General features: G+C 69.0%; 23 protein-coding genes. 13 read left to right on the forward strand and 10 right to left on the reverse strand.

The features are described 5' to 3' along the window. Positions 1-16: 16 nt before the first annotated feature. Both ACGFIF_RS10855 and ACGFIF_RS10860 read left to right on the forward strand, forming a co-directional pair. Positions 17-1186, forward strand: coding sequence for a phosphatidylinositol-specific phospholipase C1-like protein (locus ACGFIF_RS10855; RefSeq protein WP_393153880.1), 1170 nt, complete (start codon positions 17-19; stop codon positions 1184-1186). A 7-nt stretch (positions 1187-1193) separates the two neighbouring features. Next, the gene (locus ACGFIF_RS10860) at positions 1194-1634 is read left to right on the forward strand and encodes an OsmC family protein (protein WP_393153882.1); all 441 of its coding nucleotides are present in this window, start codon (positions 1194-1196) and stop codon (positions 1632-1634) included. A gap of 259 nt (positions 1635-1893) precedes the next feature. Here the strand turns inward: ACGFIF_RS10860 and ACGFIF_RS10865 are convergent, their stop codons facing one another. Together ACGFIF_RS10865 and ACGFIF_RS10870 are read right to left on the reverse strand one after the other, a co-directional pair. Then, positions 1894-2019 carry a hypothetical protein gene (locus ACGFIF_RS10865; RefSeq protein ID WP_393153884.1) on the reverse strand — a complete coding sequence of 42 codons (126 nt, stop codon included), beginning with the start codon at positions 2017-2019 and terminating at the stop codon, positions 1894-1896. Positions 2020-2080: 61 nt separating this feature from the next. Further along, positions 2081-3235, reverse strand: a complete 1155-nt coding sequence (locus tag ACGFIF_RS10870; RefSeq protein ID WP_393153886.1) for an aromatic acid exporter family protein — start codon at positions 3233-3235, stop codon at positions 2081-2083. 72 nt (positions 3236-3307) lie between these two features. Between ACGFIF_RS10870 and ACGFIF_RS10875 the strand changes: the two genes are divergently transcribed. Continuing rightward, on the forward strand, positions 3308-3811 hold the full coding sequence (locus ACGFIF_RS10875; protein ID WP_393153888.1) for a DUF5709 domain-containing protein: 504 nt from the start codon (positions 3308-3310) through the stop codon (positions 3809-3811). Between the two features lie 46 nt (positions 3812-3857). Here the strand turns inward: ACGFIF_RS10875 and ACGFIF_RS10880 are convergent, their stop codons facing one another. Both ACGFIF_RS10880 and ACGFIF_RS10885 read right to left on the reverse strand, forming a co-directional pair. Further along, positions 3858-5183, reverse strand: a complete 1326-nt coding sequence (locus ACGFIF_RS10880) for a cytochrome P450 (protein ID WP_393153890.1) — start codon at positions 5181-5183, stop codon at positions 3858-3860. Positions 5184-5226: 43 nt separating this feature from the next. Further along, positions 5227-6225 (reverse strand): PucR family transcriptional regulator, encoded by a 999-nt coding sequence (locus ACGFIF_RS10885; protein ID WP_393153892.1) that lies wholly within the window; start codon positions 6223-6225, stop codon positions 5227-5229. Positions 6226-6522: 297 nt separating this feature from the next. Here ACGFIF_RS10885 and ACGFIF_RS10890 point away from each other — a divergent pair, with 297 nt between their 5' ends. Beyond that, positions 6523-7347, forward strand: coding sequence for an SGNH/GDSL hydrolase family protein (locus ACGFIF_RS10890; protein ID WP_393153894.1), 825 nt, complete (start codon positions 6523-6525; stop codon positions 7345-7347). A gap of 47 nt (positions 7348-7394) precedes the next feature. Here ACGFIF_RS10890 and ACGFIF_RS10895 read toward each other — a convergent pair whose 3' ends face one another. Next, positions 7395-10415 (reverse strand): alpha-mannosidase, encoded by a 3021-nt coding sequence (locus ACGFIF_RS10895; RefSeq protein ID WP_393153896.1) that lies wholly within the window; start codon positions 10413-10415, stop codon positions 7395-7397. Between the two features lie 189 nt (positions 10416-10604). Between ACGFIF_RS10895 and ACGFIF_RS10900 the strand changes: the two genes are divergently transcribed. Then, entirely contained in the window at positions 10605-11642 is a 1038-nt protein-coding gene (locus tag ACGFIF_RS10900; RefSeq protein WP_393153898.1) for a TAXI family TRAP transporter solute-binding subunit, read from the forward strand. Between the two features lie 41 nt (positions 11643-11683). On the opposite strand, the gene ACGFIF_RS10905 is transcribed toward ACGFIF_RS10900, so the two are convergent. Beyond that, complete coding sequence (locus ACGFIF_RS10905; RefSeq protein WP_393153900.1) at positions 11684-13024, reverse strand: sensor histidine kinase; 1341 nt, start codon at positions 13022-13024, stop codon at positions 11684-11686. 36 nt (positions 13025-13060) lie between these two features. Further along, the gene (locus ACGFIF_RS10910; protein WP_012918592.1) at positions 13061-13726 is read right to left on the reverse strand and encodes a response regulator transcription factor; all 666 of its coding nucleotides are present in this window, start codon (positions 13724-13726) and stop codon (positions 13061-13063) included. Between the two features lie 118 nt (positions 13727-13844). On the opposite strand from ACGFIF_RS10910, the gene ACGFIF_RS10915 reads away from it, so the two are divergent. Both ACGFIF_RS10915 and ACGFIF_RS10920 read left to right on the forward strand, forming a co-directional pair. Next, positions 13845-15872 carry a TRAP transporter permease gene (locus ACGFIF_RS10915; RefSeq protein ID WP_393153902.1) on the forward strand — a complete coding sequence of 676 codons (2028 nt, stop codon included), beginning with the start codon at positions 13845-13847 and terminating at the stop codon, positions 15870-15872. Next, the gene (locus ACGFIF_RS10920; protein ID WP_393153904.1) at positions 15869-16846 is read left to right on the forward strand and encodes a TAXI family TRAP transporter solute-binding subunit; all 978 of its coding nucleotides are present in this window, start codon (positions 15869-15871) and stop codon (positions 16844-16846) included. Before ACGFIF_RS10915 ends, ACGFIF_RS10920 begins: the two co-directional genes overlap by 4 nt. Before the next feature lie 183 nt (positions 16847-17029). On the opposite strand, the gene ACGFIF_RS10925 is transcribed toward ACGFIF_RS10920, so the two are convergent. Together ACGFIF_RS10925 and pcaD are read right to left on the reverse strand one after the other, a co-directional pair. Further along, a complete protein-coding gene (locus ACGFIF_RS10925) occupies positions 17030-17692 on the reverse strand; it encodes a hypothetical protein (RefSeq protein WP_393153906.1) in 663 nt (220 codons plus the stop codon). Positions 17693-17784: 92 nt separating this feature from the next. After that, positions 17785-18543 (reverse strand): 3-oxoadipate enol-lactonase, encoded by a 759-nt coding sequence (gene pcaD, locus ACGFIF_RS10930; protein WP_393153909.1) that lies wholly within the window; start codon positions 18541-18543, stop codon positions 17785-17787. A gap of 77 nt (positions 18544-18620) precedes the next feature. Between pcaD and ACGFIF_RS10935 the strand changes: the two genes are divergently transcribed. Further along, positions 18621-19562, forward strand: coding sequence for a LysR family transcriptional regulator (locus ACGFIF_RS10935; protein ID WP_393153911.1), 942 nt, complete (start codon positions 18621-18623; stop codon positions 19560-19562). Here the strand turns inward: ACGFIF_RS10935 and ACGFIF_RS10940 are convergent. Next, positions 19495-20322 (reverse strand): IclR family transcriptional regulator C-terminal domain-containing protein, encoded by an 828-nt coding sequence (locus tag ACGFIF_RS10940; RefSeq protein WP_393153913.1) that lies wholly within the window; start codon positions 20320-20322, stop codon positions 19495-19497. The two genes, ACGFIF_RS10935 and ACGFIF_RS10940, sit on opposite strands and share 68 nt — an antisense overlap. 136 nt (positions 20323-20458) lie before the next feature. On the opposite strand from ACGFIF_RS10940, the gene ACGFIF_RS10945 reads away from it, so the two are divergent. From ACGFIF_RS10945 to catC, 5 genes are read left to right on the forward strand one after another with little or no spacing between them, the layout of a single operon-like run. Continuing rightward, the gene (locus ACGFIF_RS10945) at positions 20459-21019 is read left to right on the forward strand and encodes a flavin reductase family protein (RefSeq protein ID WP_393153915.1); all 561 of its coding nucleotides are present in this window, start codon (positions 20459-20461) and stop codon (positions 21017-21019) included. Between the two features lie 11 nt (positions 21020-21030). Continuing rightward, positions 21031-22599 (forward strand): 4-hydroxyphenylacetate 3-hydroxylase family protein, encoded by a 1569-nt coding sequence (locus tag ACGFIF_RS10950; protein WP_393153917.1) that lies wholly within the window; start codon positions 21031-21033, stop codon positions 22597-22599. 11 nt (positions 22600-22610) lie between these two features. After that, positions 22611-23456, forward strand: coding sequence for a catechol 1,2-dioxygenase (catA, locus tag ACGFIF_RS10955; RefSeq protein ID WP_393153919.1), 846 nt, complete (start codon positions 22611-22613; stop codon positions 23454-23456). A 57-nt stretch (positions 23457-23513) separates the two neighbouring features. Then, entirely contained in the window at positions 23514-24665 is a 1152-nt protein-coding gene (locus ACGFIF_RS10960) for a muconate/chloromuconate family cycloisomerase (protein ID WP_393153921.1), read from the forward strand. A gap of 2 nt (positions 24666-24667) precedes the next feature. Next, positions 24668-24943, forward strand: coding sequence for a muconolactone Delta-isomerase (gene catC, locus ACGFIF_RS10965; RefSeq protein WP_393153923.1), 276 nt, complete (start codon positions 24668-24670; stop codon positions 24941-24943). The last annotated feature ends 57 nt before the right edge of the window (positions 24944-25000 follow it).

The raw sequence follows: 25000 nt of genomic DNA on the forward strand, positions 1-25000 counted from the left end.
CAGGAGGAATTCCGCCATGCGCATCAGCAGAACGGTGGTCGCCGGCCTGGCATCCGCCGCGATCGCCGCGTCCGGACTCGCCGGTACGGCGCTCAACTCCAAGACCACCCCGCAGACCACGGCCCACGGTGAGGGCTCGGGCCTGCGGCTCAACCAGCTCCAGATGATGGGCTCGCACAACTCGTACCACCGCGAGCTCAGCCCGGCCGAGCAGAAGGTCCAGCAGGCGCAGAACCCCGGTTCGGTCGATCTCTGGTACTCGCACGCCGCGATCCCGGCGCAGCTGGAGGACCAGAACATCCGGACCCTCGAGCTGGACCTGCTTCCGGACCCGGACGGCGGGCTGTACACGTACCCGCTGATCCGCAAGCTGACCGGGCAGGGACCGCTCACCGACCCGGCGATGGCCCAGCCCGGGATCAAGGTCATGCACATCCCGGACTTCGACTACAACGGCACCTGCAAGAGCCTCGTGCTCTGCCTGCGGCAGGTGAAGAGCTGGTCCGACCAGAACCCGGACCACACGCCGATCACGATCAGCCTCGAGCTCAAGCAGTCCGACCCGAAGATCGTCGCGGCCGGCGGCGTGCAGTCGCCGCCGTGGGACGCGGCCAACCTGAACCGGATCGACGCCGAGATCCGCTCGGTGTTCTCCGAGAAGGAGATCCTGACCCCGGACGACGTCCGCAAACCCGGTCTGACGCTGGAGCAGTCGGTGCTGACCAAGGGCTGGCCGAAGGTCGACGCGGTCCGCGGCCAGGTGCTGTTCTACTTCGACAACGGCGGCGCCGGCGCGATCCGCGACCTCTACCGGACCGGCAAGCCGAACCTGGAAGGCCGGGCGGTCTTCACCCGCGGTCCGGAGGGTGAGCCGGATGCCGCCATCACCCAGGTGAACGACCCGCGCGGCGCCAACCAGGCCGAGATCCAGCGACTGGTGTCGACGGGCTACCTGATCCGGACCCGGTCGGACGAGCCGATGGCGACGATCCGCGACAAGGATTTCAGCCGGGTCGGGATCGCACTGGCCAGCGGCGCCCAGGTGGTCACCACCGACTTCCCGGTCGCCGGCATGGCGGCCCGCTACGACAGTGACTTCGTGGCGAAGCTGCCCGGGGACACCGCCGTACGATGCAATCCTGTGTCGGCGCCGAAGTGGTGCCGGGGGAACGTCTCGGAGAGGTGAGCTGAGCATGTCGGAGCACGTGGTCGATATCAGCTGGAGTCGCGGTGAGCACGAGTTCACCTACGACACCTACAACCGCGATCACGAGTGGCGCTTCGACGGCGGGATCACGGTGCCGGGATCGGCCAACCCGAAGTACCTCGGCAACCCGGGCCCGGTCGACCCGGAGGAGGCGTTCGTGGCGGCGCTGTCGTCCTGCCACATGCTCACGTTCCTGGCGATCGCGGCCCGCAAGCGCCTCGTCGTCGACGCGTACGACGACCACGCGGTCGGCGTGATGGCGAAGAACGAGGCGGGCCGGCTGGCGATCACCCAGGTGACCCTGCACCCGAAGATCGTCTGGGCCGGCCAGGAGCCGGATGCCGAGGCGCTCGAGCGGATGCACCACCGGGCCCATCTCGAGTGCTTCATCGCCAACTCGGTCACCACTGAGGTGACGGTGGCCTAGGGCAACTGACCCGCACTTTTGTTTTCCTCCCCTGCAAACAAAAAACCACCCGCCGGTCTGGCCTGAGCCTCGCGCAAGCGGCGTCAGGACAGCCGGCGGGTGGTTTGCGGTACACCTCTGTGGCGGTGTACCTGTCACGGATCCGGCGACGCCTCGCACTGGGCGCCTCTGCGTTCGTGTGCGACCTCCGTGCGGTCTAGCTCGGTGGGCAAGACCGTCCGGGCGCGCCGCCTGGATCCGTTCGTCCGGTTCGCGCCAATTACTGCTCGGCGGCGGCGTCGCTCCGGTCGTCTGTGGTCTGGATGGTCGTGTCGACGGCCAGCAGGTCCTCGAGCTCGCGAACCTGCTCGGTGGCCATCGAGGTCATCAGTCGGTGGATCGTCATGCCAGTGAGACGCACGGCCTCCGGGGATATGACGGGGATTCAGCCCGACTTTTGATGTGACCTACTTCTCATCCAGCCCGTCGAGGCGGAGTGGGACCAGTTTGCGGGCGTCGTCGTACGACGTACCGGTCAGTTCGAGCAGGTCGACCACGGTCGACCGGATCTGACCGAGCACCACCACCGCGGACAGGCCGACCGGCAGCGGCATCTCCGCCGTACGGCGGCCGAGCTCGCCCAGCACGCGGTGCGCGGCCACGTCCGCGGCCGGTTCGAACAGCGACTCGGCGATCAGCCGAGTGCCGTCGGCGAGACGGTCGAGCAGCATCGGGTACTCGGCCGGCATCTGCTCGTCCCGCCAGACCGAGACGGCACAGCGCCGTACCAGGACTCTGATGTTCCGGATCGCGCGGTCCGCCGGGACGACGAGGTCGGCGATCTCCTGGACCCGAACGCGGTGCCGGCGGCGGAACGGCGACATCCGGACCACCGCGACACCCTCGTCGGCCGCACTGCGGAGGTCGTCCAGCATCGACTCGCTGGCCCGGGCCCGGCGGAGGGCGTCGGTCACCGCCTTCTCGTCGTTGTTCCGGAGGCCGTCGGCGGTCTCGAGCAGGATCTCGGACAACTCGTTCAGCACCTCGGACGCTTGTTGCCGAGGGCGCCTGATCGCCGCGGCGGGGGCGATCGTGGCGGCCGCCAGCGCCACCACGCCGCCGAGCGCGGCATCGATCCAGCGGCTGAACCCGGCACCCGGATTCGGCAGCAGGGTGGTGACGATCGCGGCCTGGACGCCAGCTTGGGTGGTCATCAGGGTGCCGGCACCGAGGAGTACGGCGACGCTCATCGCCAGCGCGACCACGAAGACGATCTGCGGTACGCCGGTGCCGAAGAACCGGACGAACAGGTCGCCGACCCCGACCCCGACCGCCACGCCGACCATCACCTCGGCTACCCGGCGCAACCGCTGACCGAAGCTGAACCCGAGACACACCATCGCCGCGACCGGCGCGAAGAACGGTTGCGGGTGGCCGACGACGTACCGGGCCAGCGCCCACGCCATGCCGGCGGCGAGGGCGCACTGGGCGATGAAGAAGCCCCGGTCCCGCCAGCGGTCCACCCGGCGGCGGACCGAGGCGCGCGAACGGCGTGCGGCCTGCGGTGCGATGTCGTCGCGCAGCTCCCGCAACTGGTCCAACGTCAGCCTGACCGGATCCACGGTGTCCATCATGGTGCACCGGCACCGCGCTCCACCTTGATTCACCCGCGGTGGACGGACAGGGTGGTGGACATGACGGACAACAACCGCGAGGACTACGGCAGCTACAGCGTTGACGACGAGGACCAGCTGCAGGCGGAGGACACCCTGAACGACCGGGGTGTGGACGATCTGCTCGACGAGGGCTACTCGCCCCCGGAGAAGTGGTCCGCGGGCGAAGGATTCGGGACCACGGCCGACGAGGCGCTGCAGGGGGAGACGCTGGACCAGCGGATCGCGCAGGAGGAGCCGGACACCGACCCGTACGCCGAGGACGGCGAGGACGTCGGCGGACCCGAGGTCGGCGTGGTGCGCTCCGGCCGCCTGGTCGCCCCGGACGAGGGTGCGCACAATGACGACGAGGACAGCCTGGTCGCCGAAGACGTCGGCTTCGACGGCGCCGCCGCCTCCGCCGAGGAGGCCGCCGTCCACGTAGTAGACGACGAAAACAACTTCGAACTGGAAGACGACGACGAAGAAGACCTCCCGTCCTACCAAAACGTAGACCTGGGCGACGTAACCGACCCAGAGGACTGACGCCCAACCGCAGCTACCCGCACCCGGAAGTGACGGCTGCGGGAGCTCAGCGGTGGGTTACTTGGACTTCGGCGCCGCGGGCGGGGACGAGGGTCACGTTTTTGGGTTTGGCGGGTTCGGGGGTGGGAGTGGGGGACTGGAAGTTGTAGGTGGTGAGGGCCGCGCGGAGGATTTCGGTGCCTTCCATCAGGGAGAAGCCGGCGCCGATGCAGCGGCGGGCGCCGCCGCCGAAGGGGATCCAGGTGCCGGGGGCGGGTGGGTCGTCGTCGAGGAAGCGTTGCGGACGGAAGTCCTGCGGCATCGGGAAATGCTCGGCATCCCGGTGGACCAGGCCGATCGCGGCCATGATCGTCGTACCGCGGGGCAAGCGGTATCCGGCCACGTCGGCGGTCTCGGTGAGGCGCCGGCCGACCTGGTAGACGACCGGATGCAGCCGCATCGCCTCCTTGACGATCGCCTCGAGCTCGTCGTCCGCACCCGCGTCGGCGGCCCGTTGACCGAACGCCAGCTCCGCCGGCCGCCGGGCCAGCTCGTGGAACGCCCAGCCCATCGCCGTCGCGGTCGTCTCGTGGCCGGCCAGCAGGAGCGTCACCAGCTGGTCCCGCAGCTCCACGTCCGACCAGTTGCCTGCGGCAAGCAGCCGCGAGAGTACGTCGTTGCGTCCGGCAAGGTTCCCGCGGCGCCGGGCGATCTCGTCGTACAGGATCTCGTCGACCTGGCGCTGGATGGTCAGGTAGGTCCGCCACGGCGGCACCCGGAGCAGGGCCGGATAGAACCCGCCGAGCATGATCACCGGCGACACCGAGACGATCTTGTCCAGCAGCGGGCGGAGCTGGTCCAGCCGGTCCCGGTCCGTCACGCCGAAGACGACCTGCAGGATCACTTCCAGGGTCAGATCCCGCATCCGCTGATGCAGCTTGAACGGCTTGCCCACCGGCCAGGTCGCGACCTCCGCAAGGGCGAGCTCGTGCACCATCCCGGCGTACCCGCGCAACGCCTGCCCCGAGAAGGCCGGCATCAGCTGACGGCGCATCCGGACGTGGTCCTCGTCGTCCAGCAACAGCAACGAGTGCGAGCCCATGATCGGTTCCAGCACGGTGTTGCCCTCACCCGCGTGCATCACCGACGGCGGACTGCCGAACACCTCCCGGATGTGCTCCGGTCTGCTCAGTACGACGACCACGCGGCTGGAAGGGACCAGGCGGATCGTGAACACGTCGCCGTACCGGTCGCGCATCCGCGGGAAGAATGTCGTGCGGTGACTGGCGAACAGCACGGTCTGAGCCAGCGTCGGCAACCGCGGACCCGGCGGCAACGTGCGAGCGGTCTGCCGGTCGAGCGTCCGGGAGCCGAGCAAGGGTGTCGAGGCCATGCCACCTCCTAGCTGGGCGTCCAAGCTACTCAGCCACGCTACGTCAGCCGGGTGAACTCCGGGCATCGAATGCGACAAGCGCCGCCACCAGCCGGGGCAGCTGGTCGTCGCGCACCGGATCGAGCCCGGTCAACCGGCCGACCTGACGCAGCCGGTAGTCGACGGTGTTGGCATGGACGTGCAGGTCGGCCGCGGTCTGCCGCCGGTTGCGCGCGTTGTCCAGATAGCACCGCAGCGTCGCCAGCAGATCGGTCCTGCCGGCCAGTGGATTGAGCAAGCCGGCGAGCCGTTCCCGCGCCGGACTCGGCCGGCTGAGCTGGTACTCGAGCACCAGGTCGTCCAGCTCGTACACCCCCGGCGGCCGTCCGTGGGTTCGCACCACCTCGAGCAGGTCTCGCACCAACGTCACTCCCGCCGGGATCGTCTCAGGTGCCACGGAGGTGGTGGCCAGCGTGACGTTCACACCGGCAGCCCGGCTCAACCTGGCTCGGAGTGCGGACAGGTCGGCGGCCGGTGCCGGCAGCAAGGCGATCCCGCCGTCGGGGGACAAGGTGGACATGCTGTCCGGGATCCGGTCGAGCTCCACCCGGACTCGTCTAAGCTTGCGCCGTGCAACGATCTTGGCATCCACGCCGGGTTGGCGCTCGTCCGGATGAGCGCCGAGCGTGAGACCCACCACGACGTACTCGGCCGGCAATCGCACCTCCACCGGACTCCCATCGAGCAACGCGGTGAACACCGACTGCCGGGTCGCCTGGTCGTCACCCGCGATCGACTGTCGTTCCTCGAAGTAGCTGGCCGAGACGATCGCGGTCACACGCTGCAGGAAGTCCAGGATCAACCGGTTGAGCGCGATCGCGTCCGCCAGCTCATCGGCGCGGAATCGGGCCGAGACGTGGTCCGCGCAGACCTTCCCGCCCAGGTGGTAGGCCGCGAGCAGTGCCTCGAGCGGGACACCTTCCTCGGCGCGCCGGGTCGCTGACTCCCGCAGCGGGTCGAGCGCGTCACCGGTCGGGACGACGCCGGTCCGGAAGGTCTCCATGAACGCGCGCAGCGTCCGCTCGGTGATCCGGCGGATGTCGCCCTGCAGTTCCTCCTCGGGGAGCTGGGCGTGAGCGGGATCTCCGCGACCAGCCGGACCACCACCTCGTCGACGAGCCGGCCCAGGTCGGTCCGGAGGAGCTGATGCACGGGTACGCCGCCGGCCCGCAACTCCTTGTGATCCGTCACAACGATCACCTCCCGAAGCCTGGGTCTTGCCCCAGCGACCGGCGGGTGCTTTGGGGTCGAACATTACTACCGAAGAGTAGTGACGGATCGGCGGCGAAGGGTGAGGACGATGCGGCGAAGAGCTCTGCTGGCCATAGGTGTGCTGCTGGCCGGACTGGTGACCGGGCCGGCGGCGCGGGCGGACGGGCCATTGGAGTACGTCGCGCTCGGCGACTCCTCGGCGGCCGGGCTGCTGATCCTGCCGCAGATCGACCTCGCCTGCCTGCGGTCGAGTGTGAACTACCCGCATATCGCCGCACAGCAGTTCGGTGCGCAGCTGACCGACGTGTTCGGGTGCGGTGATCCCGGACTTCAGCGGGAAACAGTTCGGCTTCGTGCCCCGCAGTACGACGCTCTGTCGCCGACGACCGATCTGGTGACGGTCGCCATCACCGGGAACGACACCGGCCTGGTGTCCGCGGCGCTGTCGTGTATCAACCTGCTGCCGCCGCCCGCCGGGACCTCGTGCAAGGCGCGCTTCACCGCCGGCGGGACGGACCAGCTCGCGGCCCGGATCGCCGCGACCGCGGCGCCGTTCGGACAGGCGCTGGACCGGATCCGGGAGCTCGCTCCGAACGCTCGCATTCTCGTCACCGGGTACGGAACGTACGTCCGGCCGAACGGCTGCTACCCGCTGATCCCGGTCTGGCCCGTCGACGCGAACTACCTGCAAGCGACGATCGATCGGCTGAACGCCATGCTGGCCGCACAGTCCGCCGCGCACGGAGCGCAGTACGTCGATCTCCGCACGCCGAGCATCGGGCACGATGCCTGCGCACCTGTCAGTCAACGTTGGCTCGAGGGCCTGGTTCCCAGCTCGGTGGCAGCACCTCTGCACCCGAGTGCCCGGGGGATGGCTGCGTTCGGTCAGATCGTCGCCGCAGCGGCAGGCTGACATGACGAAGGCCCGCCCGGTGCGCCGGGCGGGCCTTCGTTTGCTGCTTAGGAGCGCTTGAACCTCAGAGTGAGGATCTGGAACGGGCGGAGCTCGAGGGAGACACCGCCGTCGGCCAGGTCACGGTCCGCGAGGTGGCGTTCGAGGAGGTCGACCTCGGTCGCCGAGGTCATGCCGAAGGACGGGGTGACGGTGGCGCGGGAGCGGCCACCGGTGGACTCGTAGAGGCGGACGACGACGTCGCCGGACTGGTCGTCGGCCAGCTTCAGCGCCTCGACGATGACGTTGCCGTTGTCGATGGCAACGAGCGGCTCGACCCCGTCGGCACCGGTGACGACCCGCTCCGGCAGGTTGATCCGGTACCCCTCCTCGACCGCCTCCGGGATCCCGGCGCCGACCACGAGCGCGTGGTTCACGGTGTGCACGCCCTGGTCGGTCTGCGGGTCGGGGAACCGCGGTGCGCGGATCAGCGACGTACGGATCGTGGTGGTCGTGCCGCCGTCCTCGCGTGCGGTCCGGTTGATGTCGTGGCCGTAGGTGGAGTCGTTCACGACCGCGACGCCGTACCCGGGCTCGCCGACGTGCACCCAGCGGTGCGCCGCGATCTCGAACTTCGCCGCGTCCCACGAGGTGTTCTGGTGGGTCGGCCGGAAGATGTGCCCGAACTGGGTCTCCGACGCCGACCGGTCGGCGTGCACGTCGACCGGGTACGCCGCCTTGAGGAACTTCTCCGCCTCGTGCCAGTCGATCGTGGTCTCGATGTCGACCCGCTTGGCGCCCGGCCGCAGCCGCAGCGTCTGGGTGACGCTGGACCGGTTGAAGGACCGCTTGACCACCACGGTCGCGACACCCTCGACGGTGCTGAAGTCGACGCTGTCGACCTCGGTCACGTCGCGGACGTTGTTCTTGTAGAACGAGTCGACGTCCCACGCGTCCCAGTGGTTCGGCGTGTCCACGTGCAGCTGCAGAAGGTTGCCCGCGGCACCTGGCGCGATCACCTCGCGACCGGCCTCGGCGTCGTACAGGGAGGTGATCAGGCCACGCTCGTCGATGGTGACCCGGATCAGCCCGTTGTCCAGTACGCCGTCCTGGACCGTCACGGCCTGGCCCTCGCCGGCCGTGACACCGGCACCCAGGCCGGCGACACCGTTGCGGCTGTGCGGAGCGGCGTTGAAGACGATCTGCGCGGAACCCTCGCCGGCCAGCGCCCGCTGAGCCTTCGCGATGATTGCCTCGAGCTCCGAAGCCAGCTTCGCGTACGTCGCCTCGGCCTCGCGGTGCACCCAGGAGATCGAGCTGCCCGGCAGGATGTCGTGGAACTGGTTCAGCAGCACGGCCTTCCAGATCCGGTCCAGGTCCTCGTACGGGTAGGCGTCCAGCTTGCCCGCGACCACGGCCGCCGCGGACCACAGCTCGGCCTCGCGGAGCAGGTGCTCGCTGCGCCGGTTGCCCTGCTTGGTCTTGGCCTGCGAGGTGTACGTGGCCCGGTGGATCTCCAGGTAGAGCTCACCCGACCAGACCGGCGCGTGGTCGTGGTACTCCTCCTCGGCGGCGGTGAAGAACTCGGTCGGGGACTCGATCGTCACCCGCGGCGAGGACTCCAGGTTCGCCACCCGGCGCGCGGTCGCGACGAACTCGCGGGTGGGGCCGCCACCGCCGTCGCCGTACCCGAACGGAACCAGCGAGCGGGTCGCCGCACCGTTCTCGGCGAAGTTGCGCTGCGCGTGCGCCAGCTCGCCTCCGGACAGGTCGGAGTTGTAGGTGTCGATCGGCGGGAAGTGGGTGAACACCCGGGTGCCGTCGAGACCCTCCCACCAGAAGGTGTGGTGCGGGAACTTGTTCTCCTTGTTCCAGGAGATCTTCTGGGTCAGGAACCACTTCGACCCGGACAGCTTGACCAGCTGCGGCAGCGCGGCGGTGTAGCCGAACGAGTCCGGCAGCCAGACCTCCTGGGTGTCGATGCCGTACTCGTCCAGGAAGAACTTCTTGCCGTGCACGAACTGCCGGGCCAGTGCCTCGCCACCGGGCAGGTTGGTGTCGGACTCGACCCACATGCCGCCCACCGGAACGATGGTGCCCTCGGCAACGGCCTTCTTCAGCCGCTCCCACACCTCCGGGTAGTTCTCCTTCACCCAGGCGTGCTGCTGCGCCTGCGAGAACGCGAAGACAAGCTCCGGGTACTCCTGCGCCAGCGTGGCGACGTTGGAGACGGTCCGGGCCACCTTGCGGCGGGTCTCACGCAGCGGCCAGAGCCAGGCCGAGTCGATGTGCGCGTGACCGACCGCGGAGAGCTGGTGGGCGCTCGCGTGCGCCGGCCGGCTCAGTACGTCGGTCAGCTGGGCGCGGGCGTCGGCCGCCGTACCGGCGACGTTCTCGTAGTCCAGGGCGTCCAGCGCGCGGCTGAGCGCACGCAGGATCTCGCGGCGCCGCGGCTCCTGGGGCGTGAGCTGCTGCTGCAGGCCGTCCAGCGCCTCGAGGTCGAGGATCAGGTCCCACACCTCGGCGTTGAAGACGGCCAGATCGGCGCGAGCCAGCCGGTAGATCGGCGTACCGCCCGGCTCCGGCTTGCTGCCGACGTCGGTCGGCGCGAACGCGTTCGACCCAAGCACCTCGGGGTTGGCCGCGCCCTCGACGTAGAACTCGATCCGGTCGCCGGGCGAGGCGGCCGTACCGTCGGGGCCGAGGATCGACAGCGGGGCGTACGTCTGCCGCGGGTGCAGACCCTTCAGCGGTACGCCGGACGTCGTGTGGATCAGGCCCTCCGCGGAGAACCCGGGACCACCGCTGAAGCCGAGGTCGATGACGGCCTCGATCTCACTCCCGGCCCACTCGGCCGGCACCTGGCCGCTGAACTTGAACCACGCGGTCCCCCAGGCGGGGCCCCAGGGCAGGCCGATCGCGGCCGGCTCGTAGGCCGCCGCGAGCGCCTCGGCGGGCGACACCGGCTCACCCGGTGCGTGCCACACCTCGATGTCCAGCGGGACCGCCGCGCCGTAGATCGCGGGGCGGATCCGCTCCCGCAGGGCGCGCTTGAGCCGCTCCTCGATGAGTTGACGGTCGTCGTGCACGAAATCATCCTCCGGGCCGTGTCTGATGGTCTTCTCACGCGACCCACGCGGCCGCTGCGATGACAACGCTGTCACACCCACCCCGGGCCCGTCCAGACGCAGTTCATCGTTGCACTCCCGGTAGCCGTCAGGTTGCGGTATGGGAGCGTGGCTACCGAACCGGACCCGTTGCCGTCTAGGTTGTCCTGCATGGATCGACCCCGCCTCCTGACCCCTGCCGGGAACGGCCTCATCCAGTCAGCCGGAATGAGCCGGCGCAGCGTGCTCGGACTCGGTGCCGCTGCCGCCGCCTCGCTGCTCGTGCCCGGGTGTTCCCGCGGCCGCTCGGACGAGCCCGCGCCGGCCGGTCCGGCCACGTTCGCCACCGGCAACGTGGGCGGCGTCTACAACGTGTTCGGCAACGGACTCGCGAAGCTGGTCAGCGAGGTCACCGGCATGGAGCTGCGGACGATCGTCACCAACGGCTCGGTGGACAACCTGCAGCAGGTGGCCGGGATGAAGGCCGACATGGGGTTCACCACCTCGGACACCGCGCTCAGCGCCTACGAGGGCACCGGCCTGTTCGACTCCGGCAGCCTCAAGTTCACCGCACTGGCCCGGACGTACGACAACTACGTGCACGTCGTGGTCCCCACCGCGTCGAACGTCGTCCAGCTCAAACACCTGGACGGTCTGACGGTGAACGTCGGTCCGATGAACTCCGGGACCAAGGTGGTGGCGGACCTGATCCTGAGCACCGCCAAGCTGCGGAAGGTCAGGACGACGAACTTCGGGCTCGAGGACGCGGTCGCGCAGTTGAAGAAGCGGGCCGACAATCAAGGCAAGGGCCCGGGGATCGACGCGCTGATCTGGAGCGGCGGTCTGCCGACCACGCCGATCGGCGAACTGCAGAAGTCGGTCGGCTTCCGGCTGGTCGACATCGGCACGGTCGCGGAGGAGATCTCGCTGAAGAAGTTCGGCGGCTACATCGTCTCGTCGATCCCGCCGTCGGTGTACGGCCTGGCCACCTCGGTGCCGACGCTGGCGGTCCCGAACTACCTGATCGCCCGGCCGAACCTGTCCGACTCCTGGGCCTGGTGGACGGTCAACACGATGTTCCGCCGGCAGAACGACCTGATGTCGGCCCACGAGGAGGCCGGCTCGCTGGACCCGCGGTCCGCGATCGCGACCATGCCGATCCCGTTGCACCCGGCCGCCGAGCGCTGGTACCGCGCCAACCACATCTGATCTCAGCCGGTACGACGTACCGCCTGCGTGCCGGGGGTGCGTCAGACGTCGTAGTCGTCGATCAGGGGGACGCGGACCTCGATCACCAGGCCGCCGCCGATCGGCGGCCGGGCGACCACGCGGCCGCCGACTCGGGCCGCCTCGGAGCGGACGATCGCCAGCCCCAGGCCGGTGCCCGGCATCTCCCGGTGGTGCGCACTGCGCCAGAACCGCTCGCCGACCTTCTTCAGGTCCCGCGACCCGAGGCCGAGGCCGTGGTCGCGGACCGACATGACCACTTCGGTGCCGTCCCGCGTCACCGACACCTCCACCGGCGGGGCGCCGTACTTGGAGGCGTTGTCGAGCAGGACGTCGAGGATGTCGTCCACCTCGAGCTCGGGGGCGACACCGCCCGGCACCATCTCGCCGATGATGAGTTCCATGTCGTCGGCGGCGTACACGGCCTTCCAGCCGACCAGTCGCTCCTTCACCGCCTGGGCCAGGTCCAGCGGCTCTTCGTTGCTTTCGGCATCGGCTCCGGGGCGGTCCGAGCCGGCCAGCCGGGACAGCCGCTGGACGATCCGGCCGAGCCGGTCGATGTCGCTGAGCGCGAACCGGGCCGTCGGCGACAGCCGGGACAGGCCCTCGATGTGGATCCGCGCCGAGGTCAGCGGCGTCCGGAGCTGATGGGATGCGTCGGCAACGAACTCGCGCTCGCGCTGGCGGGCCTGGTGCAGGCTGAGTGCCATCGAGTTGAAGCTGTCGCCGAGTCGTCGCAGCTCTGGTGCGCGCCCGTCGGTGGACACCCGGGTGTCCAGGGCGCCGCGGGTGATCTGGTGGGTCGCGTTGTCGAGGTCGTTCAGCGGCCGCAGCACCCAGCGGGTGATCGGCCGGACGATACCGATGACGATCGCGCCGATGCTGATCAGCAGACCCCCGAGGAGCAGCAGCAGACCGTTCTGCACCTGCTCACGGGCCTTCTCGGTCGGCACCCGCAGTACGGCGGCACCGAGCACGCGACCGTTGTTGACGACCGGACGGGCTACCACCATCTCGCCGGTGCGCCAGGGGAACAGGGCCGGCGGCTCGGCGGGCAGGCGACCGGCCAGTGTGCTGTCCAGGGCGGCCGCCAGGTCCGGCTCCTTCACATCGACACCGGATCGTGAGGTGGCCACCACCTTGCGGTCGACGTCGACGACGAACACCGGGGTGTTGTAGAGCTCGTGGTAGCGGACGGCCAGCTCACGCAGGTTGGCGATGTCACCGGACTGCAGCGGCGACTCCGCCATCGTGGCGAACCAGTCCGCATCGTTGCTGCGGGACAGGAACAAGGTGCGCGACGTACTGGTGGCGATGTAGTTGGCCAGCGGTACAGCGGCGACGACGGCCAGGATGACGACCATCGGTACGAGTGACTGCAGCAGACGACGGCGCAACGGTCAGTCCGAACCCAGGCGGTAGCCGACACCGCGGATGGTCTGGACCAGCTCGGGCCGGCCGAGCTTGGCCCGCAGGCTGGCCACGTGCACGTCCATCGTTCGCGACGAGGCCTCGAAGACGGACTGCCAGGCGTACAGGGCGACCTGTTCGCGGGGGACCACCCGGCCGTGGTGAGCGGCCAGCACAGCTAGCACGTCGAACTCCTTGCGGGTCAGGCTGATGGGCTTGTCCGCGACCTGGACGGTCCGGGCCTCGATGTCCACGGTCAGGTCGCCGACGGTCACCCGGGGGCGGGGCTGCAAAAGGCCGGTACGACGAAGTACAGCATCGATCCGGGCCAGCAGCTCGGATATCGCGAACGGTTTGACCACATAGTCGTCCGCACCGCTGCGCAAGCCGCGCACCCGGTCGGCCGCCTCCCCGCGCGCGGTCACCGCGATCACCGGCACATCCGACACCGTCCGGATCTGCCGGCACACGTTGATACCGTCACCGTCCGGCAGCCCGAGGTCCAGCAGAACCAGGTCGCCGGGGTCCGCCGCAAGGGCGTCCGCGGCCGTCCGGACATGCGTCACCATCAGGCCGTAGCGCCGCAGCGCAGGTATCAAGGCATTCGCGATATCGAGATCGTCCTCGACCAACAAGATCCTGACCGCGCCACTCATGCGGTGATCGTAGGCCAGGAGACGCTCATGTGTGTCAGATCTTGGTAAAGACGTAATCACGCGACTCCACGCAGTGTTCGGCAACATTAGCCTTCCGGACACAGGAAGGAACCGGTGGATGACTGTCGGTATCGGTACGGGAGGCGGCTCGACCGCGCCCTCCGACGAAGAACTCGCCGAGTATGAGCAGGAGAGACCCGCTCGGCGGCTTCGGCCTGTCCTGGACCTGGTGATCGCGGTCTGGTGCGCAATCATCAGCATCGGCGTCCTGATGCAGGTCTTCTTCCCTCTACCACAGGGCACACAGTTTTACTTGGTGATCTTTCTCGCAGCGGTTCTGCCGATCACCCTGCTGTGTTACCGCGGCTGGAAGGTCCCGCCCTTCCTCAATCCGTTCCGGAAGGACCGGGTCACTGACGACCCAGGGATCTCCGACTGGGTTCTCGCCGTCGTCGCGTTCGCCGTCTGCATCTACCCGCTCTTCGACTTCGACGGTTATCTGGAACGCCGCCAAGCACCGACGTCTCTCGATGTGCTGGTCGGCGCGCTGCTGCTGGTGCTGTTGCTCGAGGCATGCCGTCGTACGACGGGATGGGTGCTGCCGGTCTTCAGCCTGTTGTTCATCGCCTACGCGTACTACGGCGGCTATCTGCCCTACACCTGGTCGCTGGCGCATCAGGGTTTCAACTTCGACGCGATCATCGCGCAGTTCACCATGGGCACGGCCGGGTTCTACGGCACGCCGCTGGCGGTCGCGGCCAGCTACATCGTGCTGTTCACGATCTACGGCGCCGTACTGGACTACTCCGGCGCGGGGAAGTTCTTCATCGACCTGTCGTTCGCGGCCTTCAAGCGCAGCCGGACGGCGCCCGGCCGCACCGTCACTCTGGCCGGCTTCCTGCTGGGCAGCGTGTCCGGCTCGGGTACGGCGACCGCCGTGTCACTCGGCACGGTGTCGTGGCCGATCCTGCGACGCGCGGGCTATCCGCCCGAACCGGCGGGTGGCATGCTGGCCGCCTCCGGCATCGGCGCGATCCTGTCGCCGCCGACCCTGGGCGCGGCGGCGTTCATCATCGCCGAGTTCCTGCAGGTGTCGTACCTGACCGTCCTCGGGTACGCCGTCATCCCGACCATCCTGTATTACCTGGGCATCCTGCTCGCGATCGAGATCGACGCCCGCCGGCACGGGACGACGTCGGCGGAGACCTCGACGGACTCGGCGCTGCGATTGCTGCTGCGGTTCGGGTACCACTTCCTGTCGTTGTTCGTGATCATAGCCTTCATGGCGGTCGACGTACCGCCGTTCAAGGCCGTGGTCTACGCGGTGATCATCCAGTTCGGGCTGTCTTTCCTGGACCGCGAGCACCGGCTGACCGCGCCGCGGCTGTTCAAAGCGCTTGCCCAGGGCACCCGTTCGGTGCTGCCGGTGGCGGCCACCTGTGCGACCGCCGGGGTGATCGTCGCGGTCACCACCCAGACCGGGCTCGGCCTCAACCTGGCCGAGATCATCGTCAGCGCGGCTCGCGGGCTGACCGACAACCACACCGTCGTGCTGATCCTGACCGTGGTGCTGTCGGCGTTCGCCGTACTGATCCTGGGACTGGCCGTGCCGGTGACCGCGTCGTTCATCATCGCCGCCGTCATCATCGCGCCGGCCCTGGTCCAGCTCGGGGTGACGCAGCCCGAGGCGTACATGTTCATCTTCTACTACGCCGTGCTGTCGGAGGTGTCGCCGCCGACCGCGCTGGCCGCGGTCGCGACCTCCGCGATCACCGGCGGCAAGGTGATGCCGACGATGTGGCAGGCGTGGAAGTACACGCTGCCGGCGTTCCTGGTGCCGTTCGCGTTCGTGCTCACCGACAACGGTGCGCATCTGCTGGGTCAGGGTGCGTTCATCGGCATGGTGTGGACGCTGGGGGTCTCGGCTCTGGCGGTCGCCGCGCTCGCCGTGGTGACCGGCGGGTGGATCGTGATCGCCACCAGTTGGGTCGAGCGGCTGCTGTGCGTGCCGGCCGCGTTGCTGCTGCTCTACCTCGCGCCCGTAACCATCACGGCCGGAATCTGTTTGCTACTTGTTGCCGTCGTCATCAACCTGATCCGGCGCTCGCGTCAGGCCGGACCAACGGAAGGATCCGTCGCTTCATGAGAATCCGTCGCCTCCCCACCGCCGTGGTGGCGCTCGCCGCGGCCACCTCATTGGTCGCCTGCGGCGGTCAGCGGGAACCTTCCGGAACCGGTTCGGCCGACGGCGGCCGGCTGACCATTGCCACCGGCAACACCACCGGCGTCTACTACCAGCTCGGCGGTGCGCTGGCGTCACTGATCTCGCAGAAGGTCTCCGGCTACCGGGCGACGGCGAGTGAGACCGGCGCCTCGGTGCAGAACGTGCAGGGCCTGGTGGCGGGGAACTACGACATCGCGTTCTCGCTCGGTGACACCGCCGCCGACGCAGTGAAGGGTGAGAACAGCTTCAACACCCCGCAGGACGTCGTCGCGCTGACCAAGCTCTACAACAACTACACGCAGGTCGCCGTCCGGACCTCGGCCGGGATCAACACGATCGCGGACCTGAAGGGCAAACGGGTCTCCACCGGTTCGCCGAACTCCGGCACCGAGGTGATCGCCCGGCGCCTGCTCGAGGCCGCCGGTCTCGACCCGGCCAAGGACGTCACCGCCCAGCGGCTCGGGCTGCCGGAGTCGGTGGACGCGATGAAGTCGGGTTCGATCGACGCACTGGTCTGGTCCGGCGGCCTGCCGACCGGCGGTATCACCGACCTGACCACCAGCCTGGGCAAGAACGTGAAGCTGATCCCGATCGTGGACCTGCTGCCGAAGATGCAGGAGAAGTACGGCCCGGTCTACTCCCAGGCCCCGATCCCGGCGGCGACGTACAAGCAACCGGCCGACGTGGCCACCATCGTCGTACCGAACGTGCTGCTGGTCCGCAAGAACATGAAGGACGACCTGGCCGAGCAGCTCACCAAGGTCATCTACGAGAACAAGGACGCCCTGGTCGCGGTGAACGCGGCCGCCAAGGGCATCGACCTGGCGAACGCCGACAAGACCGACCCGGTGCAGGTGCACCCGGGCGCGAAGAAGGCGATCGACGGGCTGAGATAACCAGACCGTCCTCCCCCGCACACCAGGCGCAGCGGGGGAGGACGCAAAGGTCCCACCTCCGCACACCAGGCGCAGCGAAGGCGGGACCGACGCCGGCCCTCACAACCAGGCGCAGTGAGAGCAGGCAGGCCGGGCCCGGCCCTCCGGAGGCATCCGGGGCACGCCGGGCCCGGTCACCTTTGTCTACTTGGCGCCGTGCTCCTTCTCGGACTCCGGCATCGGCGTGCCGTAGAGGTAATGCGACAGCGCCGAGTCGCGCTTCGGGTGAACGTGGTACTTGGTGGGTACGACGCGGCCCTCCGCGCTGTCCCACGCGGTGTCGGCCAACCGCCACATGCGGTGCGACAGCCGCCCCGCCATCCCGGTGTGCGGCGAGTTCGGATGGGCTCGCGTCGGAGCCACCTCCTCCGCCTCCAGCAACTCCTCGGTCAGCGCGTTGAGGTCCGCGTCGTCCATCTGGTCACTGAGCCGCCGGCTGTACATCGTCTCGAGTTGCTCGTGCCGGGCGAGCTGGCGGTCGATCGACTGCCACACCTCGTGCGACGTCAGGTCTTGCATGCGGCTGTCGCCGTACTGGCGTCCCTTCAGGAACCGCAGCGACCGCTCCAGCTCTTTCGCGTTGCCGACGTACCTGGCGACCAGGTCGTCGCCGTCGGGCAGGCGGCGTACGTGGGGGAGGAGGACGTCTTCGGCGGCGGCGAGGTGCTGGGCGGCGATGGCGTAGAACCAGTCCGTCTGATGCCTGCGCTCCGGATGCGCGGCGGCCGGATGGTGAGCCGGCTCGGCCAGCTCGCGGATCCGGGCGTGTTCGTAGGTCAGGGCCAATTCGAGCGTCGAAGCGGTCATGACAACCACCTCCAGGGGGTCTTCCCTCCAGCGTGTGCCCAACCCGGTGCGATCGCAACCGCCCCACCGCGCTCCGTAACCCAACCGGTGCGTCACCCGAGAAGGTGGGCTGTGACCGCCGGATTGATCACGTCCGGGCGCTCGACGTTCGCCAGGTGCGCGGCCCGCGGTACGACGAGCAGCCGGCCGTCCGGGACCGTGGTCGCGATGTGTTCCAGATGGTGCGGCGGGGTGGCCGGGTCGTCGGCACCGGCGATCGCCAGCGTGGGAGCCTTGATGGACGGCAGGTCGGGCCGGAGATCCATGGCCGCGATCATGTCGCAGCACGCGGCATAGCCTTCCGCCGACGTCGATCCCACCATCTCCTCGCCGTCCTTGTGCAGCTCGTGATGCCGGTCGGCGGTGAACCAGCGCCGTACGACGGCTTCCGCGACCGCTTGTGAGCCGTGGGCGCGGACGGTTATGGCCCGGTCGGTCCACAGCTGCAAGGGCTCGAGGCGTGCGCCGGTGCAGAGCAGCACGAGTCGATCGATCCGGTCCGGGTTGCGCGCCGCGAGTCGCATGCCGGTCATGCCGCCGAGCGACAGTCCGACGAAGTGGACGCGGTCGGCGCCGAGGTGGTCGAGCAGGGCGATCACGTCGTCGGCGAGGTCGTCGAGCGAGTACGGCTCGGCCGGAACGGGTGAGCGGCCGTGACCGCGGGTGTCGTACCGGACGACGCGGAAGTGCTGCTCCCATTCGACGACGTTGGCGTCCCACATCGCCCATGTCGAGCCGAGCGAGTTGGAGAGTACGACGACAGGCCCGTCGGCACGGCCGCTGACGAGGTGGTCGACCGGGACAGCGCTCATGCCCTGACGGTAGAAGCTCGGACCGATAGGGAGAAGTATCCATTTCGGCTCGATCAAGACTCTGAGAGTATGAATCGGTGGAGCTGCGGCACCTGCGGTACTTCGTCGCCGTCGCCGAGGAACGGCATTTCGGCCGGGCGGCCGCGCGGCTGCACATGGCTCAGCCGCCGCTGTCCCAGCAGATCCGCCAGTTGGAGGACGAGCTCGGCCTCCGGCTGCTCCGGCGAACGACCCGCCGGGTCGAGCTGACCGCGGCGGGCGAGGCGTACCTCGTGCGGGCCCGGGAGATCCTGTCGGCGGTCTCGTCGGCCGCGGGTGAGGCGCAACGGGTGGCGGCCGGGTCGCAGGGCCGGCTCGTGATCGGGTGCGTCGGCTCGGCGACGTACAGCCTGCTGCCGCCGCTGGTGCGCAAGCTCCACGAGGATCTGCCCGGTGTCGACGTGGCGGTGCAGGGGGAGATGCTGGCACCCGCTCAGGTCGCCGCACTGCATGCTGGGCAGATCGACCTGGCGCTGCTCCGCCGGCCGGTCGACGAGTCGGGGCTGCGAGTCCAGGCGCTGCGCGCCGAGCGGCTGATCGTCGCCGTACCCGATGGGCATCGCCTCGCGGCCCGGAAGCGACTGCGGCTGGCGGACCTCGCGGCCGAGGACTTCGTGATGCATGCGGGAGCGGGGCGCTCGGTGCTGCAGGAGACGGTGCTGGCGCTGTGCCGGGAGACTGGGTTCGAACCGCGGATCCGGCACGAGGTCACCGAGACGTCGACGCTGGTGACCTTCGTGGCGGCCGGGCTTGGCGTTGCCCTGGTGCCGGCGTCGGTCGCCGAGCTCAGAGTGCCGGGTGCCGCCTATCGCCCGTTGACGGGCAAGACCGAGGTCGAACTGGCTGTCGCGACGCGCGCCGACGACGAAGCTCCGCAGCTCCTGCGTGCCCTCGACGTGTTGTCGGCACTGGTCAGAAGAACCCATCGCGGGCCGGGATCGCCGGAATCGGGTTCCCGACCAACTGGAGATCGTCAGTGATCGCCGCGGCTGTCTCCAGCATGAGTGGCACCACGGTGGCGACGACCTTCTCGGCTGTCATCCGGCCGGAGGTCGTGGAGTAGGCGAGCGCGGCGAGTACGTCGCCGTGCGGATCGCGGACCGGGACCGCCGCCGACAACAGGCCGTCCTCGAGCTCGGACTCGACCACCGCGTAGCCCTGCTTGCGGACCTGGTGGAGCGAGTCGCGGTAGGCGGTCGGATCCGTGATCGTCCGCTGTGCCAGGCGATGGAGGCCGCCCGCGACGACCGCGTCGACGACCGATGAGTCCGCCCATGCGGTGAGCACGCGGCCCATCGAGGTCGCGTACGCCGGCACCCGGCTGCCGACGTCGACGGCGATGCTCATGATGCGCCGCACCTGGACCCGGGCGACGTACACGACCTCGGTCCCGTCCAGCTGCGCCAGCGAAGCAGACTCCTGGGTCGCCTCGGCCAGCCGGAGCAGGTGTGGCTGCGCGGTCTCCACGAACCCGTGCGTCGCGGCGTAGTGCTGGCCGATGGTCAGCACCCGTGGGGTCAACGACCACCGGCTGCCGGCTGCGGCGACGTACCCGAGACGCTGCAGAGTGAGCAGGATCCGGCGGACCGCCGGGCGGGAGAGCCCGGTCGCGGTGGCGAGCTCGGCCAGCGTCGGACTGGGCCGGTCGGCGTCGAAGGCGAGCAGGACCGCGAACCCGCGCTCGATGCTGCGGATGAAGTCGCGCTCGTTCCCGTCGTCGGTGCCGGGGTCCCCACTCATGGCGGTCATTCTCGCAGCCCCTTTGTGCCATTCGTCGTAGTTGAGCTCTTGACAGTCGGTCCGGTCCGGCGCCAAGGTGTGGCGTACGCACCGCGTACAAACTGTACGCACAGCGTACATCAGGAGGTGACGCACGATGGACTCACGAGAGCTCCGCAACGCCTTCGGCCAGTTCGCCACCGGCGTGACCGTGGTGACCTGCGTCAGCGACGACGGCGGTCCGCACGGCGCCACCGTGAACGCCTTCACCGCCGTCTCGCTCGAGCCGGCGCTGGCCCAGGTGACGCTGAACCGGGCCTCGAAGGCCTGTCAGTACCTGGCCGGCAAGCCATTCGCGATCAACGTGCTCGCCGACGACCAGCTCGACGTCGCCTGGCATTTCGCCGGGCGGCCCGCGGACCGTACACCCGGCTGGGTCGACGGTCCGATCGCTCCGCTGCTCGAGGGCGCGGCCACGACGATCTCGTGCCGGCCGTGGCGGACGTACGACGGCGGCGACCATCTCCTCGTGATCGGCGAGGTGGCCGCGGTCGACATCACCGCCCGGGACCCGCTGCTGTTCCACGGCGGCCGGTTCCGCTACCTCGGCCCCGTCGAGACCGGTCAGCACTGGTCCGGCTCACTCGACTGCCCCGACCGCGGCTGGTTCGACGCCAGCGCCGTCTTCACGCCGCTCGCCGCGGCGGCTCACGCCTGAAAGGACTGACGATGACCACCACCCAGGCCACGCCGGTGGAGCATGACACCGGTTCGACCGCGCGCCCGATGACCGGCGCCGAGTACCTCGACTCGATCCGCGACGACCGGGAGATCTGGATCTACGGCGAGCGGGTCAAGGACGTCACCGAGCACCCGGCCTTCCGCAACCCGGCCCGAATGACCGCTCGGCTGTACGACGCGCTGCACGATCCCGCCACCAAGGACACGATCACCGTCCCGACCGACACCGGCAACGGCGGCTACACCCACCCGTTCTTCCGGACTCCGCACAGCTCGGCCGACCTGCAGCAGGACCGGATCGCGATCGAGCACTGGGCCCGCCAGACCTGGGGCTGGATGGGCCGCAGCCCCGACTACAAGGCCAGCTTCCTCGGCACGCTCGGCGGCAACACCGACTTCTACGCGCCGTACGAGGAGAACGCGAAGCGCTGGTACAAGGAGTCGCAGGAGAAGGTCCTGTACTGGAACCACGCGATCATCAACCCGCCGGTGGACCGCAACCTGCCGCCGGACGAGGCCGGCGACATCTTCATGCGGGTCGAGAAGGAGACCGACGCCGGCGTGATCGTGTCCGGCGCGAAGGTGGTGGCCACCGGTTCGGCGATCACCAACTACAACTTCATCGCGCACTACGGGCTGCCGATCAAGAAGAAGGAGTACGCACTGATCTGCACGGTGCCGATGAGCGCTCCTGGTGTGAAGCTCATCTGCCGGCCGTCGTACACGATGCAGGCCGACGTGATGGGCAGCCCGTTCGACTACCCGCTGTCCAGCCGGCTGGACGAGAACGACACGATCTTCGTCTTCGACAAGGTGCTGGTGCCGTGGGAGAACATCTTCCTGTACGGCGACGTCGACAAGATCAACGGGTTCTTCCCGCAGTCCGGGTTCATCCCGCGGTTCACCTTCCACGGCTGCATCCGGCTGTCGGTGAAGCTCGACTTCATCGCCGGACTGTTGCTCAAGGCACTGGAATGCACCGGCAGCAAGGACTTCCGCGGCGTGCAGACCCGGGTCGGCGAGGTGATCGGCTGGCGCAACCTGTTCCGCGCCCTGGCCGACGCGATGGCCCTGAACCCGGACGAGGGCCCGAACGGCAGCGTACTGCCGAAGCTCGACTACGGCCTGATCTACCGCGAGTTCATGATCACCGGCTACCCGCGGGTGAAGGAGATCATCCAGCAGGACGTGGCCTCTGGCCTGATCTACCTCAACTCCAACGCGGTCGACTTCAAGACCCCCGAGGTGCGCCCGTACCTGGACCGCTTCGTCCGCGGTTCCAATGGGTACGACGCGGTCGAGCGCACCAAGCTGATGAAGGCGCTGTGGGACGCGGTCGGCACCGAGTTCGGCGGCCGCCACGAGCTGTACGAGCGGAACTACTCGGGCAACCACGAGAACGTGAAGGCCGAGATCCTGTTCGCCGCCGAGGCCCAGGGCCAGACCGCGGCGATGAAGGGCTTCGCCGAGACGATGCTCGGCGAGTACGACCTCGACGGCTGGACCGTCCCGGACCTGATCAACCCGACCGACATCAGCCGGATCCTGAACCGCTGAAGGAGCGCATCATGACGACCATGCAGGAATCCCCGACCGCGGCAGGCTCCGGTGCCAACGCGAGTCAGAACTTCAAGGCCAAGGTCCGTGACGAGGCCGGCACGTCTCCCGATCGGGTCAGCGCCGTCGTCACCGCCGTACTCCAGGGTGTGCACGCGGCCATCAAGGAGCACAACGTCACCTACCCGGAGTTCCAGGCCGCCAAGGCGTGGCTGATGGAGGTCGGCGAGGTCGGTGAGTGGCCGCTGTTCATGGACGTGTTCGTCGAGCACGTGATCGAGGAGGTCGCGGCTCAGTCCCAGCGCGGCACCCTCGGAACGATCGAGGGGCCGTACTACCTGCCGGATCAGGTGCGGTTGGAGGCTTCGTGCGAGTTGCCGCACCGGCCGGAAGAGGAGGGTGCGCCGCTCGTGCTGTCCGGTCAGGTCCGGGACCTCGACGGCACGCCGCTCGCCGGGGCCGAGGTGGACATCTGGCACGCGGACGCCGACGGCTACTACTCGGGGTTCGCGCCGGATCTTCCGGCCGGGAACCTGCGCGGTGTGGTGGTGACCGATGCCGAGGGCCGCTTCGCGATCCGGACGGTGCAGCCGGCGCCGTACCAGATCCCGACCGACGGCCCGACCGGCAAGCTGATCGAGGCGGCCGGGTGGCACCCGTGGCGTCCCGCGCACCTGCACCTGATGGTGCGGGCCGACGGGTATCGCACCATCACCACACAGCTGTACTTCGCGGGTGGTGACTGGCTGGACTCCGATGTCGCCGAGGCGACCAAGCCCGAGCTGATCCTCGACCCGGTCGACGACGGTACCGGCACCCGGCGGACGTCGTACGACTTCGAGCTCGAACCGGCCTGATCCCTTCGGTGGGACCGGCGGCTGCTGGTCCCACCGACGTTTTCGAAAGGCACCATCGTGTCCATCTCCGAGGACGACCTCGTCATCGACCGGCTCGAGACCGTCATCATCGACGTCCCGCTGCGCCGCCCGCACAAGTTCGCCCGCGTCACCATGACGGCGCAGCCGGTCCTGCTCGCCTTCGTGCACACCCGTGGTGGCGTGGTCGGCGTCGGTGAAGGTGTGGTGCCCGGCGGTCCCTGGTGGGGCGGCGAGTCGGTCGAGTCCATGAAGGTCACGCTCGACACGTACGTCGCCCCACTGCTGCCCGGCGCTCGCGTCGACCGGATCGAGGCGCTGTGGCGGGACATCTCCGACCACGTGAACGCGAACCTCTACGCCAAGACCGCGGTCGAGGTCGCTCTGCACGACGCGTGGGCACGAGTGCTCGGCGTCCCGGTGCACACGCTGCTCGGCGGTCTCGCCCGAACGAGCATCGACGTGACCTGGGCGCTCGGTGCGGAGCCCGAGGAACTGGTGGTCGAGGAGGCGCTGGCCAAGCTCGAGTCGGGGGAGCACCGGACCTTCAAACTCAAGATGGGTGCCCTCGATCCCGAGGACGACACCCGCCGGATCTGCGCGATCGCCGAGAAGCTCGGCGGTTCGGCCGGCGTACGGGTGGATCTCAACGCGCGCTGGGATCTGAGTACGTCGAAGACCTATCTGCCCCGCCTGGCCGCGGCCGGTGTCGAGCTCGTCGAGCAGCCCGTGCCGGGTGAGCAGGTGGAGGCGCTGGCAGAGCTCAACGCACTGCTGCCGATTCCGGTGATGGCGGACGAGAGCCTGCGGACGCCGGTCGACGCGCTTCGGCTCGTGCAGTTGCGGGCGGCCGACGTGTGGTCGATGAAGACCACGAAGGTCGGCGGGTTGCGCCGGGCCCGGGACATCGTCGCGATCGCCGCGGCGGCGGGGATTCCCTGTCATGGCGGGACGTCGATCGAGACCGGGATCGGTACGGCGGCATCGCTGCAGCTGGCCTGCGCTGCGCCGGGCGTCACTTGGGGTAGCGAGCTCTTCGGCCCGAAGCTCTTCGCCGAAGAGATCCTGCGTACGCCGTTGCGTTATGCGGACGGCTCGTTGCACCTGCCGGACGGACCGGGGCTCGGGGTCGAACTCGACCTGGATGCCGTGGCCGCACTTCGTCGTACCGGTCTGAGCCGGGAGGACTGATCATGCTGTTTCACGTCCGGATGGACGTTTCGCTGCCGGCCGACCTCGACCCGGAGGTTCGGGCCGAGCTGGTCGGCCGGGAGAAGGCCCGCGCGCTCGAACTGCAGCGGGCCGGGGTCTGGCCGCAGCTGTGGCGGATCGTCGGGGAGTACGCGAACTTCAGCATCTTCGACGTCGAGTCCAACGATGCGCTGCACGAGTTGTTGTCGTCGCTCCCGTTGTTTCCCTATATGCGGATCCACGTGACTCCGCTGGCGCAGCATCCCTCGAAGCTCTGAGGGCTGCTCTCCTGACGTGGAACGGCCCCGGGCGCGACCGTTGAGGCCGTGCCCGGG

It is taken from the genome of Kribbella sp. NPDC049174, from assembly GCF_043197365.1.
Classification (GTDB): domain Bacteria; phylum Actinomycetota; class Actinomycetes; order Propionibacteriales; family Kribbellaceae; genus Kribbella.